Origin of the sequence: Cobetia sp. 5-25-4-2 (assembly GCF_013374075.1) — a bacterium.
Classification (GTDB): domain Bacteria; phylum Pseudomonadota; class Gammaproteobacteria; order Pseudomonadales; family Halomonadaceae; genus Cobetia; species Cobetia marina.
In genome coordinates this window covers 318,532-333,852 of the sequence record NZ_BLWK01000003.1, presented here as the reverse complement: position 1 = coordinate 333,852, position 15,321 = coordinate 318,532, and the positions used below count along the sequence as shown (strand labels likewise).

The 15,321-nt window shown below is 63.7% G+C and carries 16 protein-coding genes; 8 read left to right on the top strand and 8 right to left on the bottom strand.

Features of this window, described 5'->3' with window-relative positions; all coding sequences use genetic code 11:
* Positions 1 to 19: 19 nt before the first annotated feature.
* From rpsR to HXS65_RS08910, 7 genes are all read left to right on the top strand, one after another.
* Complete coding sequence (gene rpsR / locus HXS65_RS08940) at positions 20 to 247, top strand: 30S ribosomal protein S18 (RefSeq protein WP_024952281.1); 228 nt, start codon at positions 20 to 22, stop codon at positions 245 to 247.
* 12 nt (positions 248 to 259) lie between these two features.
* Positions 260 to 1,114, top strand: coding sequence for a hypothetical protein (locus HXS65_RS08935; protein WP_084209830.1), 855 nt, complete (start codon positions 260 to 262; stop codon positions 1,112 to 1,114).
* Positions 1,115 to 1,126: 12 nt separating this feature from the next.
* Entirely contained in the window at positions 1,127 to 1,573 is a 447-nt protein-coding gene (rplI, locus tag HXS65_RS08930) for a 50S ribosomal protein L9 (RefSeq protein WP_065392637.1), read from the top strand.
* 304 nt (positions 1,574 to 1,877) lie between these two features.
* Positions 1,878 to 3,257 carry a replicative DNA helicase gene (gene dnaB / locus HXS65_RS08925; RefSeq protein WP_077379359.1) on the top strand — a complete coding sequence of 460 codons (1,380 nt, stop codon included), beginning with the start codon at positions 1,878 to 1,880 and terminating at the stop codon, positions 3,255 to 3,257.
* A gap of 86 nt (positions 3,258 to 3,343) precedes the next feature.
* Positions 3,344 to 3,631 carry a hypothetical protein gene (locus HXS65_RS08920; protein WP_043334752.1) on the top strand — a complete coding sequence of 96 codons (288 nt, stop codon included), beginning with the start codon at positions 3,344 to 3,346 and terminating at the stop codon, positions 3,629 to 3,631.
* 166 nt (positions 3,632 to 3,797) lie between these two features.
* Positions 3,798 to 5,054: an EAL domain-containing protein gene (locus tag HXS65_RS08915; RefSeq protein WP_176493693.1), complete on the top strand. Its 1,257-nt coding sequence runs from the start codon at positions 3,798 to 3,800 to the stop codon at positions 5,052 to 5,054.
* 155 nt (positions 5,055 to 5,209) lie between these two features.
* A complete protein-coding gene (locus HXS65_RS08910; RefSeq protein WP_219815849.1) occupies positions 5,210 to 5,566 on the top strand; it encodes a DUF6482 family protein in 357 nt (118 codons plus the stop codon).
* Between the two features lies 1 nt (position 5,567).
* Here the strand turns inward: HXS65_RS08910 and HXS65_RS08905 are convergent, their stop codons facing one another.
* Positions 5,568 to 5,954, bottom strand: a complete 387-nt coding sequence (locus HXS65_RS08905) for a thiol-disulfide oxidoreductase DCC family protein (RefSeq protein ID WP_077378818.1) — start codon at positions 5,952 to 5,954, stop codon at positions 5,568 to 5,570.
* Complete coding sequence (locus tag HXS65_RS08900; RefSeq protein ID WP_255304466.1) at positions 5,951 to 7,627, bottom strand: cryptochrome/photolyase family protein; 1,677 nt, start codon at positions 7,625 to 7,627, stop codon at positions 5,951 to 5,953. Before HXS65_RS08900 ends, HXS65_RS08905 begins: the two co-directional genes overlap by 4 nt.
* A 199-nt stretch (positions 7,628 to 7,826) precedes the next feature.
* On the opposite strand from HXS65_RS08900, the gene hemH reads away from it, so the two are divergent.
* Positions 7,827 to 8,816 (top strand): ferrochelatase, encoded by a 990-nt coding sequence (hemH, locus tag HXS65_RS08895; protein ID WP_077378824.1) that lies wholly within the window; start codon positions 7,827 to 7,829, stop codon positions 8,814 to 8,816.
* Between the two features lie 196 nt (positions 8,817 to 9,012).
* Here hemH and HXS65_RS08890 read toward each other — a convergent pair whose 3' ends face one another.
* Genes HXS65_RS08890 through HXS65_RS08865 form a run of 6 tightly spaced genes read right to left on the bottom strand, consistent with a single transcriptional unit; the run spans position 9,013 to position 14,876 of the window.
* Positions 9,013 to 9,414, bottom strand: a complete 402-nt coding sequence (locus HXS65_RS08890; RefSeq protein WP_176493692.1) for a Na+/H+ antiporter subunit G — start codon at positions 9,412 to 9,414, stop codon at positions 9,013 to 9,015.
* An 18-nt stretch (positions 9,415 to 9,432) separates the two neighbouring features.
* Positions 9,433 to 9,702 carry a K+/H+ antiporter subunit F gene (locus HXS65_RS08885; protein ID WP_077378830.1) on the bottom strand — a complete coding sequence of 90 codons (270 nt, stop codon included), beginning with the start codon at positions 9,700 to 9,702 and terminating at the stop codon, positions 9,433 to 9,435.
* Complete coding sequence (locus HXS65_RS08880) at positions 9,696 to 10,196, bottom strand: Na+/H+ antiporter subunit E (RefSeq protein WP_077378833.1); 501 nt, start codon at positions 10,194 to 10,196, stop codon at positions 9,696 to 9,698. Before HXS65_RS08880 ends, HXS65_RS08885 begins: the two co-directional genes overlap by 7 nt.
* Positions 10,193 to 11,734 (bottom strand): monovalent cation/H+ antiporter subunit D, encoded by a 1,542-nt coding sequence (locus HXS65_RS08875; protein WP_176493691.1) that lies wholly within the window; start codon positions 11,732 to 11,734, stop codon positions 10,193 to 10,195. Before HXS65_RS08875 ends, HXS65_RS08880 begins: the two co-directional genes overlap by 4 nt.
* A complete protein-coding gene (locus HXS65_RS08870; protein ID WP_077378839.1) occupies positions 11,734 to 12,084 on the bottom strand; it encodes a Na+/H+ antiporter subunit C in 351 nt (116 codons plus the stop codon). The genes HXS65_RS08875 and HXS65_RS08870 overlap by 1 nt, the downstream gene beginning before the upstream one ends.
* On the bottom strand, positions 12,084 to 14,876 hold the full coding sequence (locus HXS65_RS08865) for a monovalent cation/H+ antiporter subunit A (RefSeq protein ID WP_136939080.1): 2,793 nt from the start codon (positions 14,874 to 14,876) through the stop codon (positions 12,084 to 12,086). The genes HXS65_RS08870 and HXS65_RS08865 overlap by 1 nt, the downstream gene beginning before the upstream one ends.
* Positions 14,877 to 15,321 lie beyond the last annotated feature (445 nt).

The following is a 15,321-nucleotide window of genomic DNA, read 5'->3' as shown; positions in this document are numbered from 1 at the left end:
CCCCCAGGAGGTCATTGCAATGGCACGTTTTTTCCGTCGTCGCAAGTTCTGCCGCTTCACCGCTGAAGGCGTGAAGCAGATCGACTACAAGGACATCGAAGTCCTGAAGTCTTACATCACCGAGACCGGCAAGATCGTCCCGAGCCGCATCACCGGCACCAAGGCGCGTTATCAGCGTCAGCTGGCGACTGCCATCAAGCGTGCGCGCTACCTGGCACTGCTGCCGTACAGCGACAGCCACCAGTAAGGCGACACCATGATGCTGGCATTGGCACGTTGGGCCATGCGCGGACCGTTGCAGTGCATCGCGATTGCACTGCTGACGGGTCTTCTGCCCTGGTTCTTCTGGTTCAGTGCCTCCATCAGTGCGCTGGTCACGCTTCGGCGTGGCCTTGCGCCAGCCGCACCCGTGTTCATCGCCGCTGCCATTCCGGCAGGCTGGTGGTGGACACAAGGCGACCCGGTGCCATTGGCGACCGTGTTGCTGGTCACGTTGATGGCAACCCTGCTGCGTGCTCGCATGCGATGGGGGGAGGCGCTGATTGGCGCCAGCCTGACAGCGGCAATGATGGTGCAGTCCGGGATATTCCTGCCACCAGGCGGGGCTGGTCCACTGCTTGAGAGCATTCGTCAGAATGCCCCTGAGCTTGATGCACGCTTGAGCGACTTTGCCGCTCAAGGTGTGCCGACTGAACAGCTCGCAGGGTTGGTCATCGGCGGTATTACCGGGTTGGTGGTCCTGCTGGCCGCCACGGCCTGTCTGGCCCTGGCGCGCAGTTGGCAGTCCGGGCTCTACAATCCGGGTGGATTTCGTCACGAGTTTCATGCCTTCCGGCTGAGCCCGCGAGAAGTCCTGATACTGGCAGCCTGCGGCATCATCGGGGTCTTCCTCGATGTGCCTGCAGTGCTCCTGCTGATCTGGATACCGTTGTTCGTGGCCGGCATTGCCCTGGTGCATGGCTATATCGGGTTAAAGGGGATGAGCGGGTTATGGTTGGTCGGCGTCTACTTTCTGCTGCTGACGACCTGGCCCACGATTCTGATTTTGCTGCTGCTGGCTCTTGTTGACGTCTTTGCGGATCTTCGCGCACGTCTTGCTGGCAGTCATCGATAAGAGGTTTACGAGATGCAAGTCATTCTGCTCGACAAGATTGGCAAGCTGGGCAACCTGGGTGACCAGGTGTCCGTCAAGGCTGGTTTCGGTCGCAACTATCTGCTGCCGTACGGTCTGGCTGTTCCGGCCACTGCCGAAAACCAGGCGGCTTTCGAAGCTCAGCGCGCTGAGCTGGAAGCACAGGTTGCAGAGCGCAAGGCCGAAGCTGAAGCGCGTGCCGCTCAGCTGAACGAAATCGAACTGTCCCTGGTCGCCAAGGCTGGCGAAGAAGGCAAGCTGTTCGGTTCCATCGGTCCGCGTGATCTGGCCGAAGCCATCGCCCAGTCCGGCATCGACATCGCCAAGAGCGAAGTCCGCATGCCGGAAGGCCCGCTGCGCAACACTGGCGAATACGACATCGTGCTGCAGCTGCACGCTGAAGTGACTGCCACTGTTCGTGTGGTCGTGGTCGGCGAGTAATCGCTGATCCGTGGTGGCTGCCCGGTGATCCGGCGCTGCCACCACAGGTGGTACTCGAACCGCCCTCGCATCCTGGATGCGGGGGCGGTTTTTTTGTGTCTGGCGTTTCTTTGTCGGGCGTGACAGGGAAAATCCTCTGCACGCGGGCAGGGCGATGACAGGCAAAATCCGGTAGAATGCCTGCCCCCGTGAGGTAGAGCATCATGTGCGGTCGCGATGGTTGGCAGGCTCGCGGCGATGCACGAAAATGGAGGTTCCCGCGGGCGTGTCAGTCATCAGCAGGAGTCAGCCAGGCATGAGCGAGATGCAGGATCAGGATCGCGAGACGGCGGCGCTCAAGGTGCCCCCCAATTCGCTGGAGGCCGAGCAATCGGTCCTCGGCGGTTTGATGCTGGACAACAGCGCCTGGGACACGGTGTCCGAGCGACTGGTGGCCGACGACTTCTATCGCTACGAGCATCGTCTGGTCTACAACGCCATGTCCCAGCTGGTGGGCAGCAGCCGGCCGCTGGATGTGGTCACGTTGTCCGAGTTGCTGGAAAGCCGTGACCAGCTGGAGTCGGTCGGCGGGCTTGCGACCCTCGCCGAGCTTGCGCGCAATACGCCCTCGGCCAGCAACATCAAGGCCTATGCCGACATCGTTCGCGAGCGCGCGACGCTGCGCAAGCTGATCCAGGCGGCCAACCAGATCGCCGAGAGCTCCTTCAGCCCTCAGGGGCGAGACGCCGACGAGCTGGTCAACGAGGCCGAGCGTCTGGTGTTCCAGATCAGCGAATCACGCCCCAAGAGCGGCGGCCCCAAGGGCATGAGTCAGCTGCTGACCGGCGCGGTGGACCGCATCGATGAGCTGTTCAATCTCAAGGGCCAGATGACCGGCCTCTCGACCGGCTTCCGGGACCTGGATGACATGACCTCCGGTCTGCAGCCATCGGACCTGGTGATCATCGCGGGGCGCCCCTCGATGGGCAAGACCACCTTCGCCATGAACCTGGTCGAGCATGCCGTGGTCTCCGGCGACAAGCCGGTGGCCGTGTTCTCGATGGAGATGCCGGCCGAATCGCTGATGCTGCGCATGATCTCCTCGCTGGGCCGCATCGATCAGACCAAGGTGCGTACCGGTCAGCTGGATGACGAGGATTGGCCGCGGCTGACCTCGGCGGTCAACCTGCTCAAGGACAAGCAGCTGTTCGTCGATGACACGGCGGCCCTGTCGCCCAACGAGATGCGCTCACGCTGTCGCCGCATGGCGCGCGAACACGGCGGCATCGGCCTGATCATGATCGATTACCTGCAATTGATGCAGGTGCCGGGGCTGTCCGAGAACCGTACTGCCGAGATCTCCGAGATCTCGCGCTCGCTCAAGGGGCTGGCCAAGGAATTCGCTTGCCCGGTGGTGGCGCTCTCGCAGCTGAACCGCTCGCTTGAGCAGCGTCCCAACAAGCGCCCCGTGATGTCGGATCTGCGTGAATCCGGCGCCATCGAGCAGGACGCTGATGTCATCGCCTTCGTCTACCGTGATGAGGTCTACAACAAGGACAATCCCGACAACAAGGGCTTGGCCGAGCTGATCATCGGCAAGCAGCGTAACGGCCCCATCGGCACCGTTCACATGGCCTTCATCGGCAAGTACACCCGTTTCGAGGACCTGGCGCCAGACAGTTATGGCCAGGCCTTCGCTGAATGACGTGATGCGCATGCGCATCAAACATGTACCCGGGCGGCGGCAGCGACGTCGCCCCGCAAGACCCGCACTGACGGGGAGGAGATAGCATGGCAGGTGGATTTGGGCGCGGACGCGCACGCACTCCCAAGCTTCAGGGACGCGGTACGCTGGAGAGCCTTGAGCGCGAAGGGCCTTTCAAGGAATGGCTGGGCATGCCGGATCTCTATCGCTTCACGCTGGTCGTGGAGGGCGAGAGCTACAGCTATCAGACCGAAGACAGTGAAGTGCCGGTCGTCGCGGGCGACATGGTGGTCTTCCGTTACAAGGAAACCAAGGCCGGCAAGTGGATCGACCGCAATTCCCTCGGCAAGGCCATCGACCCCAACTCGCTGTAAGGCGTCCACTTCCGGCGTGGCATGAGCGTATTGGCCAGCCACGACCGGGCAGGCTCGTCGCAAGGCGTCCTTGCACGGCAGCACCGCGGTGATGTGCCCGACCATTCGCTGACACATCACCGTCCCATGTCATTTTCCTGTCATATCAGCATGCTTTGATTCTGGCATGCTGCCATCCCCGCATCCCGCTTTAGCTGAGGCATCCACTCCCGAATCCGGCCAGGCGCTGGAGGCGTTGCTGCGTCTTCGCCAGTTGCGGATGCATTTCCAGCCCATCGTGGCGGCAGATGGCCGTGAGGTCTTCGCCTACGAGGCACTCGCGCGCGCTGCTGCGGGATGCAGCTTGCGCTCACCGATGGCGATGTTCGAGGCGGCTCGCCAGCATCGGCGCCTCGCCGAGCTGGACGGCCTCTGTCGTGAGCTGGCGCTTGAGCAATGGGCCGAGCAGGGCCTGAGTGAACGCCTGTTCCTGAACGTGTCGCCGGAGGTGCTGCTGGACAGTGCGCATTCTCGGGGACTGACACGTCACCTCCTGCATCGCCATGGGCTGCACCCGCATCAGGTCGTCATCGAGTTGACTGAGCAGACCCCGGGGCTTGACCCGGCACTGATGCGTGAGGCCGTCTGCCATTACCAGTCGATGGGCTTCGCCATCGCGCTGGATGACCTCGGTGAAGGGTACGCCAGCCTCAAGCTGTGGTCGGCGGTTCAGCCTGACTTCGTCAAGATCGACCGACACTTCATCAGCGGTATTCATCAGGATTCACTCAAGCGGCGTTTCGTGCGCTCGATCATCGACATCGCCCACGGCAGTGGCAGTCAGGTGATCGCGGAAGGCATCGAGCAGGAAGGCGAGATGGAATGCGTGTCTCAGCTGGGGGCCGAGTATCTGCAAGGCTGGCTGTTTGCGAGCGCCGAGGTGGACCCTGCTGGCCAGCGTGCCGGCCTCGAGCAGCGCCTGCATCGTCTGAGTCGCCGCCGGCATGCCGCGCCTCTGGCACTCGGTGCCGGCAGCCTGCTGCGGCAGGTGGCGCCGGTACTGCAGGATACCTGTCTCGAGGAGGTGGCCGAGCGTCTGCATGCCGAGCCGGAATTGATGGCACTGGCAGTGGTGGACGCGCAGCAGCGGCCGGTCGGCATGATCATCCGCCATCGACTGCTGGGATTGCTGAATCAGCGCTTCGGACCGGAGCTGCATGGACGACGAGCGATCCATGAGGTCATGCAGACCCATTCACTGCGTGTCGAGGAAGATGAGCCGCTCGAGCGTCTGTCGGCCAAGCTGCTCGGGCGCCGGGACATTCATCGTGACGAGGATTTCATCATCATGCGAGGGGGATGCTATCGCGGCCTTGGGCGTCCTCTGGATCTGCCGCGTATCCTCGCGGAACGTCAGCTGGCGGTTCGTGCTCAGTGTCCGTGAGCCTCTCCGGGGCGGCGGCCTTGAACATGACGTCATCCAATGGTCATGGCGGTGCCGTTCAATCGTCATCGTCCCCCCGCAAGCTGGCGTGAAGCCTTGACGCCACCTTCACGATGATGGATACCTCAGACAACAGAGGTCCAGGAGCCGACACCATGTCCAGAATTGCCGCTGCCTTCACACCTGCTGGCCTGTTGGTCAGCAACCTGAATGCGCTGATCGCCGAGTATCCGGCACTGGAGGCGCGCGTGATCAGTCATGCCGCCAGCCGCTTCTATCAGGTCCAGCTGGTACTGGAAGCGGGTGCCGATGAAGACGATGAGCGCAGTGAACTGTTGATGAAGCGTGGCAAGCCGATGCTGTTCCGCTCGCTGGAGGATGTCTACAGCGAGCTCAGGCGCGCCGGTCTGTCACGCGCCTGGCTGGTATCCCAGGTGGCCAACGACGAGATGATCGGCCGACCGCCTCAGTACCATCAACCGTTGAGCTCGCGCATCCCCTTGAGCTTCTGAGTCAGCGTCTCCTCTGGGGGACCCAGCGGCCGATACGCTCACGGTGGCGGGCAAAGACCCGATAGCCGACATCCAGCATCGGACGCAGCCCCGGCAGCAATGACAGCCTCACCAGGCGCCGATAGCCGAGCACCGCATAGAGGGCTCGGCTGGCGTCCATGCCGACATACCACTCCCCGCGCGCATCCTGCACGTGCAGGCGCCCCATCATCGTCTCGAAGCTCAGCCCCAGAGCATCTGGGGAAAAGTCCTTTGCACGAATGTCGACCGTCCTGACCCGTTCCCGCCTCGGGTGTCTCGCCAGCCAGGCGACCTCCCGCTGGCACAGGGGGCACTTGCCATCGTGATAGAGCGTGACCGGTGCACTGGCCTGCCAGATGCGACTCATGAGGATTCCTTGTCGGTCGTGGAACTGGAGGGCGCGGGATGGTAACCCGCGCGATGGGCACCGCTGCCATAGTCAGCGGCGCTGTCGAGTCGGGCGAGAAAGGCCTCGGCCTGTTGCAGCAATGCCTCGCGCTTTTCGTCCTTCATGCGTCGCCAGCTGCCATAGACCAGCGACATGCGCGGGTTGCGTGACAGTGATTCGCGATGGCGTTCGATGAAGTGCCAATAGAGACTGTTGAAGGGGCAGGCATGCGTGCCGGTGACCTTCTTCGGCGAGTACTGGCACCTGTCGCAGTGATTGGACATGCGATCGATGTACTTGCCCGAGGCACAATAGGGCTTGGAGCCCATCAGGCCGCCATCGGCGTGCAGCACCATGCCCAGGGTATTGGGCAGCTCCACCCACTCGCAGGCATCGACGTAGACCGCCAGATACCAGTCGCATAGCGCCTCGGGCTTCACGCCGCACAGCAGGGCGAAATTGCCGGTGACCATCAGGCGGCGGATATGGTGGGCATAGGCATGATCACGCGTACTGAGGATGGCTTGATCCACACAGCGCATGCCGCTGTCGCCGCGCCAGAAGACCTCCGGTAGACCCCGTGTCGCACTCAGGCGATTCTCCTGCTTGTAGCCGGGCATGCGTGTCCAGTAGATCCCACGCACATACTCTCGCCAACCGAGAATCTGCCGGATGAAGCCCTCGGCGGAGTTGACCGGTACCTCGCCACGTCGCCAGGCATCATCGACGGCAGCACAGACTTCGTGGGGACTCAGAAGCCCGATATTGAGCGCCGCGGAAAGTCGGGAGTGGAACAGGAAGGGGTCACTGTCATCGATGGCATCCTGATGGCGGCCGAAGTCTGCCAGGCAGTGCGCGAGGAAGTGAGCGAGATCGTCGAGCGCCTGGGCGCGGGTCACGGCCCAGTTGAAGTTGTCCAGATTGCCGAAATGACGCAGCTCGCCCTCGGCTCCCTCGCCGAAGCGGGTGTCCACCAGCGTCAGCACTTCGCGCGTCAGCGCATCCTGGCGGTGGTCATGCTGCGGTGGTGGCGGTGACTGGAAGTCGGCGGGAATCGGTTCGCGATTGTCATGATCATGATTGAACTTGCCGCCGGCGGGCTCGCTGCCTTCCATCAACAGGTCCGTGTCACGACGCTGTTCACGGTAGAAGTATTCCATGCGCAATTGCTTGCGTCCGTCGGCCCAGGTCGCGAACTGTGCCGGTGTGGTGAAGAAGCGGTGATCTTCCAGCACCACCCAGGGGATCTCGCCTTCCTCGCGGCGTGCGAGGAAGGCCTCCAGCAGTCGCCATTCCCCGGGGCGAGTCACCAGAATGCCGTCACACTGATGGAGCGCGGCCAGCCGCTCGGCTTCCAGGATCAGGGATTGACGATTGTCCGGGTCATCCAGGCGGCTTTCATGCACCTGCCAGCCGCAGTCGCGCAGCTCCTGTGCGTGATGGCGCATCGCGGCCAGCATCATCGCGATCTTGTGCGGATGGTGTGGCACGTAGCGGCCTTCCTCCTCGACCTCGCAGAAGGCGATCAGACTCTCGGCAGGTGCCTGCTTGAGGCTCGCAAGCTCGTGACTGAGCTGGTCACCGAGAATCAGCACCAGCGGGCGCGCGAAGTCGTGACGAGTGGCAAGTTGCAGAGTGGAGGTTTCGGGCACACTGACTCCTGCGGCGGGGCGCAAGCACGGCTTGCGTCAGGTTGTGACAATAATTGTCGTAAAGCTGTACAAATCGTGATGATAGTATAACTTCATCCCTCACGCACAGGGCGAGCTGGTAACATGGCTGCGCTGTCGGTGAGGGTGGCTGGTTGCCGCTTCACCCCTTTTCTTGCCCCTTGTCAGGAGTTCATCGCCCATGAGCACCCCGCGTTTCGGCGTCATGCTGGTCAATCTCGGCACCCCTGAAGCCCCGACACCCAAGGCGGTGCGTCGCTACCTCGCGGAGTTTCTCGGTGATGTACGCGTGATCGACCTGCCGCGTCTGCTCTGGCTGCCGATCCTGCATGGCCTGGTGCTGACGACTCGCCCCAAGAAGGTCGCCGAGGCCTATGCCTCGGTGTGGACGGAAGACGGCTCGCCGCTGATGGCGATCGGCAAGCGTCAGCGTGCCGCGCTGGAGGCGCGTCTGGCCGAATCGCTGGGCGAGGAGATTCCGGTAGAGCTTGCGATGACCTACGGCAAGCCGACCATGGAAGAGGTGGGGCGCAAGCTGGCCAGTCGTGGGGCAGATCGCATCCTGGTGCTGCCGCTCTATCCGCAGTTCTCGCGGACCACGACTGCCGCGGTGTTCGATCGCCTGGCGCGCGCGCTCAAGCCGTGTCCGCACCTGCCGGAACTGCGCTTCGTGCGTGACTACCATGATCATCCTGACTACATCGCCGCGCTGGCCGCCAGTGTCCGTGAACACTGGGAAAAGGCAGGGCATCGCGGCAAGCGTCTGTTGATGAGCTATCACGGCATCCCCAAGCGCTATGCGACGGCGGGCGACCCCTACCCACGCCAGTGCGAGCGCACCAGCCAGCTGCTGGCCGAGGCGTTGGGGCTTGGGGACGATGAGTGGGCGATGACCTACCAGTCCCGCTTCGGCAAGGCCGAGTGGCTCAAGCCGTATACCGATGAGACGCTCAAGGCCTGGGGGGCTGAAGGTCTGGAAAGCGTCGACGTCATCTCGCCGGCCTTCGCGGCCGACTGTCTCGAGACGCTGGAGGAGCTGGAAGAGGAGAATCGCGGCTACTTCACCGAGTCCGGCGGGGGCGAGTTCCGCTACATTCCGGCGCTCAATGACCGTCGTGAGCATATCGATCTGCTAGAGGCACTGTGCCGCCAGCATGCTCAGGGCTGGTGACGAGCAGGGCAGGCATGAGGCCCGCCTGAATGATCTGAGCACCGCAGTCCGAGTGACAGATACGCAGTGAAACGCTGGAAAGACAGCGCCCCCACCAGTCTCCTGGCGGGGGCGCTTTGCGTTGGTCTGCCGTCTCGCCTCGCGAGAGGAGTGGGGCCGACCGGGGCAGGTCAGAGCGTCAGGCGAACACGAGCGCTCAGGGCAGGCGCGATTCCGAGGTCTCGGCATTTGCCTCATCCGGTTCGTCTGATACCTCCAGACGTTCCGGCACGTTGCGGGTACGGATGTCCGCCACCAGCTTCTGATGCAGCGCGGCCTTGGACAGCAGGTGCGCGGTCACCGGGGCGGTGATGAACAGGAAGATGGTGATCAGCATCTCCTGGAAGCTGAAGTGACCGGTAGTGGCGCGGAAATAGATCATCGACGCCATCAGTACGCAGCCGACCCCCAGGGTGGTGGTCTTGCTGGGACCGTGCAGACGCATGTAGAAGTCCTTGAGGTGCGTCAGCCCCAGCGACCCGATGAAGGCGAACAGGCCGCCGGCGATCAGGAAGAAGGCGATCACGCCTTCCAGGACAGGATAGAACCAGGTGGGCATGGAGACTCTCCGCTCAGGTCATTCGATGATGTCGCCGCGCAGCAGATACTTGCAGACTGCCACGGTGCTGACGAAGCCCAGCATGGCGATCAGCAGCGCCGCCTCGAAGTAGGCCTTGCTGTTGAGCTGGATGCTGAACAGCACGATCAGCGCGATGGAGTTCACGTACATGGTGTCCACGGCGAGGATGCGGTCCGGCAGGTCCGGGCCGATGGCCAGCCGGAAGACGTTGAGCATCAGGGACGCCGCGAACAGCGCGATGCTGATCCACAGGGCGATGTCTAGCATTCGTAGATCTCCTTCAGCGGGCGCTCGTAGCGCTGGCGGATCTCGTCGATCAATGCCTGTTCATCCTCGACATCCAGTGCATGGATGATCAGATGGCGACCATCCAGCGTGAGATAGGCAGAGACCGTCCCCGGTGTCAGCGTGATGGTGCTCGACAGCAGGGTGATCGGGAACTTCTGCTCGAGCTCCAGCGGATAGCGCACGAAGGCCGGGCGGAATTTCGCACGCGGATTCAGGATGAGTCGCGAGACCTGCAGGTTGGCGATGATGATGTCCAGGATGACGCGCAGCAGGTAGCCGATCAGTCGCCACGGTTTCTGGAGGTCCGGCTGCGGCTCCCAGAAACGATAGGTCAGTGCCGGGATGGCGATGGCCAGCACCGCGCCGAGCAATATCTGCCCGGGCGAGACGCTGTTCTGCAGCATCAGCCACACGACCAGCAGCAGGGTCGAGAGCATCGGGGTGGGCAGAACGCGAGAACGAGACTTGATCATTGAGCGTCTCCCTTGAGCGGCAGAGCGGTTTCCGGTGCGGCGTCCTTGCCCAGAAGGGCATCGAGATAGGGTGCCGGGTCCGACAGTTGCTGTGCGGTGGCCTTGGTCCACTGCGAGACGGGACCGGCGAAGACGACCAGTGCCAGTGCGGCGGAGATCAGGCCGCAGGTTGCTATCCCGCGCGCGACACCGAGTCGTTCACCGCTGGGTTCACTGTTGCCGGTGCGCCAGAACACGCTGGAACCGGCACGCGAACAGGCCACGATCGAGCACAGCCCGGCCAGCAGCAGGACTGGCCACAGCCATACCTGTTGCTCCAGTGAGGCGGATGACAGGATCAGCGCCTTGCCGATGGCGCCCGAGAAAGGCGGCAGGCCCGCCGCGGCCGCCGTGCCGACCAGGAACAGTCCGCCCAGCAGGCCCGCCTGCAGCAGTGGCCGTGAGCGCACGATACGGGCGCCGGCCTTGCCGCGCTGGCCTGCCATCACATCCACCAGCAGGAAGAGGCCACCGGTGACCAGGGTGGAGTGGATCAGGTAGAACAGCAGGGCGCTGTCCGCCGCGATGCTGTTCATGCCCAGCGCCGTCAGCAGCGTACCGACCGAGATCATCACCAGATAGGCCACCAGGGTGCGCAGGTCACGTGCCGAGAGCACGCCGAGCATCGACACGACCAGCGTGGCGAGCCCTGCCCACCACAGCCAGTCGCGACCGAGGTCTGCCAGGGTGCCGGCGTTGTCGGTGAAGATCAGCGAGTAGACGCGCAGGATGGAATAGATGCCGACCTTGGTCATGATCGCGAACAGCGCCGCCACCGGCGCCGAGGCCGCGGCGTAGGCGCGGGGCAGCCAGAAATACAGCGGCAGCATCGCGGCCTTGAGGCCGAATACCACCAGCAGCAGCAGACCGCCGGCTTCCATCAGGCCGGCACGCCCCGGGTCCAGCGTGGTGACGATGACGGCCATGTCGGCCATGTTCAGCGTACCGGTCACGCCGTAGAGGATGCCCAGCGCGATCAGGAAGAACGCCGACCCCATCAGGTTCAGCACCACGTAATGCAGGGCCGACAGCGTGCGTGCCTTGCTGCCGCCGTGCAGCAGCAGGGCGTAGGAGGCGATCAGCAGGACCTCGAAGAACACGAACAGGTTGAAGAGGTCACCGGTCAGGAAAGCGCCGTTGATCCCCATCAGCTGCAGCAGGAACAGGCCATGGAAGTTGGAGCCTGTCTCATCGATGCCCGCCGTGGCATACAGGCAGGCCAGCAGGCCCAGCACCGAGCTGAGCAGCACCATGGTTGCCGACAGGCGATCCAGCACCAGCACGATCCCGAAGGGAGGCTGCCAGTCGCCCAGCGCGTAGTAGCGAATGGTGTCGTCGTTGGCCTGAACGACCAGCGCGATGGCGATGGCCACCATGATGGCCTGGGTGATCAGGCTGATGCTGCGGCGCAGTACCGGCGATGAGCCGCGACTCAGCAGCAGGCAGGCGCCCACCAGCAGCGGCAGGACGATCGGAAGGACAATCAGGTGTTGCAGCATCACTTGCCATCCTCTTTCGAGTCGTCCAGACGGTTGCCGTTGACGTGGTCACTGCCCAGGTCACCGCGCGCGCGCATGGCGAGGATGACCACGAAGGCCGTCATGGCGAAGCCGATCACGATGGCGGTCAGCACCAGTGCCTGGGGCAGCGGGTCCGCCGTGGGCGAGCCTGAGCCGACCACGGCGGGGGTGCCGTGCATGGCAAGCCCCCCCATGGAGAACAGGAACAGGTTGACCGCGTAGGACAATAGCGTCAGTCCGACCACGACAGGGAAGGTGCGCCCGCGCAGGGTCAGGTAGACACCGCAGGCGGCCAGCAGGCCGGTGGTAGTGGCGTAGAGGGCTTCCATCAGCTCTTCTCCTTGGTCGGGCGGTGCGGTGTCGTCAGCTTGCCGAGGTTGGCGAGAATCATCAGGGTCGCGCCGACCACGGTCAGATAGACCCCGAGGTCGAACAGCAGCGCGGTGGCCAGCTCTATTTCACCGATCACGGGAATCGTGAAGTGGCCGAACGATGATGTCAGGAACGGATAGCCGAAGACCCAGCTGCCCGCGCCCGTCAGGCCGGCGATCAACACCCCGGCCGCCGCGACCGGCTGGTAGGGGAAGCGCAGCCAGCGCTGTGTCCAGTCCACGCCGCGCGCGATGTAGAGCAGGATGATGGCCACGGCGGTCACCAGACCGGCGATGAAACCGCCGCCGGGTTCGTTGTGGCCGCGCAGGAAGATGTAGACCGAGACCAGCAGCGCCAGTGGCAGCAGGGTCTGGGACACGGTGGCCAGAATCATCGGGTGGCGGTCCGGCGACCAGTTGCGGCCATCCAGGTCAGTGGACGGCATGAACAGGCGCAGGCGGTTGAGCAGCTTGAAGATCGCCAGTCCGGCAATCCCGAGTACGGTGATCTCGCCCAGCGTATCGAAGCCACGGAAGTCGACGAGAATCACGTTGACCACGTTGTGGCCCCCACCGCCGGAGACCGCATTGGCCATGAAGAAGTCGGAGATCGATTCGACCGGGCGGGTCAGGATGGCGAAGTTGAGGCTTGCGACCACCACGCCGAAGGCGCTGGCGAGCAGGACGTCACGCATGATGCGTCGCGCGCTGGATTCCTTGGGTGTGCGCTGTGGCAGGAAGAACAGTGCCAGCATCAGCAGGATCATCGTCACCACCTCCACCGCCAGCTGGGTCAGTGCCAGGTCCGGGGCGGCAAAGCGTGCAAACGCCAGCGAGGTCATCAGGCCGACCACTGACAGCATCAGCAGGGAGATCAGGCGCTTGCGGTGAGTGATCGCGGTGCCCAGGCCGGCCAGGCCGGTGATCACGGCACCCGTCAGCAGCATGCCATCGAAGGGCTGCTGCTCAAGCTCTCCGCCCAGGCGCGGCACGGCCAGCAGGCCGATGCCGACGAAGACCAGCGCGGTCAGCAGCAGCCACAGCATATAGCGCTGCAGCGAACCGTTCTCGAAGCTGTCCATGAAGCGCTCGGACAGTTTCACGACTCGCTGGACGTTGGCCTCGAAGACCAGCAGGGCGTTGCGCGCCCGGAACTGGCGCTGGAAGGCGTACAGATGATGGCGCAGGGCGTAGACGGCGACACCGCCGCCCAGCGCGATGACGCTCATCAGCAGCGGCAGGTTGAAGCCGTGCCAGATGGCGAGACTGAAGTCCGGCACCGGCGCTGCCAGTACGCTGGCGGAGGCGCTCACCAGCAGGTCCTTGATCACCAGTGACGGCAGGATGCCCACCAGCAGGCAGATCAGCACCAGCACCTCGATGGGCAGCTTCATGTAGCGCGGCGGCTCATGCGGGGTCTTGGGCAGGTCCTTCGGCTCGCCATTGAAGAAGACGTCGTGGATGAAGCGCAGCGAGTAGGCCACCGACAGGATGCCACCGAGGGTTGCCAGCGCCGGAATCAGCCAGGAAAGACCGCCCAGCAGCTGGGCATCGAGGCTCTCGGCGAAGAACATTTCCTTGGACAGGAAGCCGTTGAGCAGCGGCACGCCGGCCATCGAGGCCGAGGCGACCATCGCCAGCACCGTGGTATGCGGCATGTAACGGTACAGGCCGTTGAGCTTGCGGATGTCACGCGTGCCACATTCGTGGTCGACGATGCCGGCTGCCATGAACAGCGAGGCCTTGAAGGTCGCGTGATTGATGATGTGCAGCAGGCCCGCGACGGCGGCCATCTGGCTGTTGAAGCCGAACAGCAGCGTGATCAGACCCAGATGACTGATGGTCGAGAAGGCCAGCACGCCCTTGAGGTCCTGCTTCATCAAGGCGAACCAGGCGCCATATAGCAGGGTGGCAAGGCCCGTGAGGCTGACGATGTAGAACCAGAGATCAGTCCCCGAGAGCACCGGGTGCATGCGCGCCAGCAGAAAGACCCCGGCCTTGACCATGGTGGCGGAGTGCAGGAAGGCGGACACCGGTGTCGGCGCCGACATCGCGTGGGGCAGCCAGAACTGGAACGGGAACTGCGCGGACTTGGTGAAGGCGCCCAGCAGCACCAGTACCAGTGCGACAGGATACAGCTCGTGGGAGCGGATCTGGTCTGCCGCCGCGAGGACGTCATCGAACTGGTAGCTGCCGACGATATGACCGATGACCAGGATGCCGGCCAGCAGCGCCAGCCCGCCCGCACCGGTGACGGTCAGCGCCATGCGGGCGCCCTTGCGCGCCTCGCTCAGCTGATACCAGTAACCGATCAGCAGGAAGGAGCTGAGACTGGTCAGCTCCCAGAACACCCACATCAACAGCAGGTTGTCCGCCATGACGATGCCGAGCATCGCGGTCATGAACAGCATCAGGAAGCTGTAGAGGCGTGCCAGCGAGTCCTCGCTCGACAGGTAGTAGCGAGAATAGAGGATGATCAGCAGTCCGATGCCGAGAATCAGCAGGACGAACAGAGCTGACAGGCCATCGAAGCGTAGCGCCAGATCCAGCCCCAGTTCGGTGATCCACGGCAGGTGGAACTGGGCTATCTGGCCGGCGAAGACATCGCCGAGATGGAAGACGGCGATACCAAGTGCCAGGGCAGGGGCAACCGCCGTCAGCCAGGCAAGGCGGCCGCGGGGCAGGTCTCTGGCCATCAACGGCACCAGGGCACCGAGCAATGGCAGTAGCACGATCAACAGCAGGGTCATGGAAGACTCGCTCCAGTCGTTGTAGGGCGTTGTCCCTCTGTCGTCAGCGGAGCGGACACGGGCTCAGGGCCAGGCCACCAGCTTCGAGGTCGGGACGCGGATTTCGGCCACTGGGTGCCGATAGGATAGGCGAGCGCATTGCAGGCTGCCGAGGTTGCCACCTCTGGATCACGCTTCCGTGTCAGGTCGACGCCTGCTCGGGAGGTGCGTGCCGCCATCAAGTGGCGGGAATGGGTGGCAGTGGCAGCCGATGGCGGCTCAGAGGTTCAGGCGCCCGGCAGGGACGCAGGTACCTCGGGATGAGACGTCACCGCCGCGGGCGGATCAGTCAGAAAGGGGAGGCGCACGGCACGAGGTGCCAGCATCCAGGTGGGGATGAGGTCCGCAGCGCGCCCCCGGCTGCCCGCGATGGGCAGACGGTGAAGATGCCGGGTTGGTGCGGTCA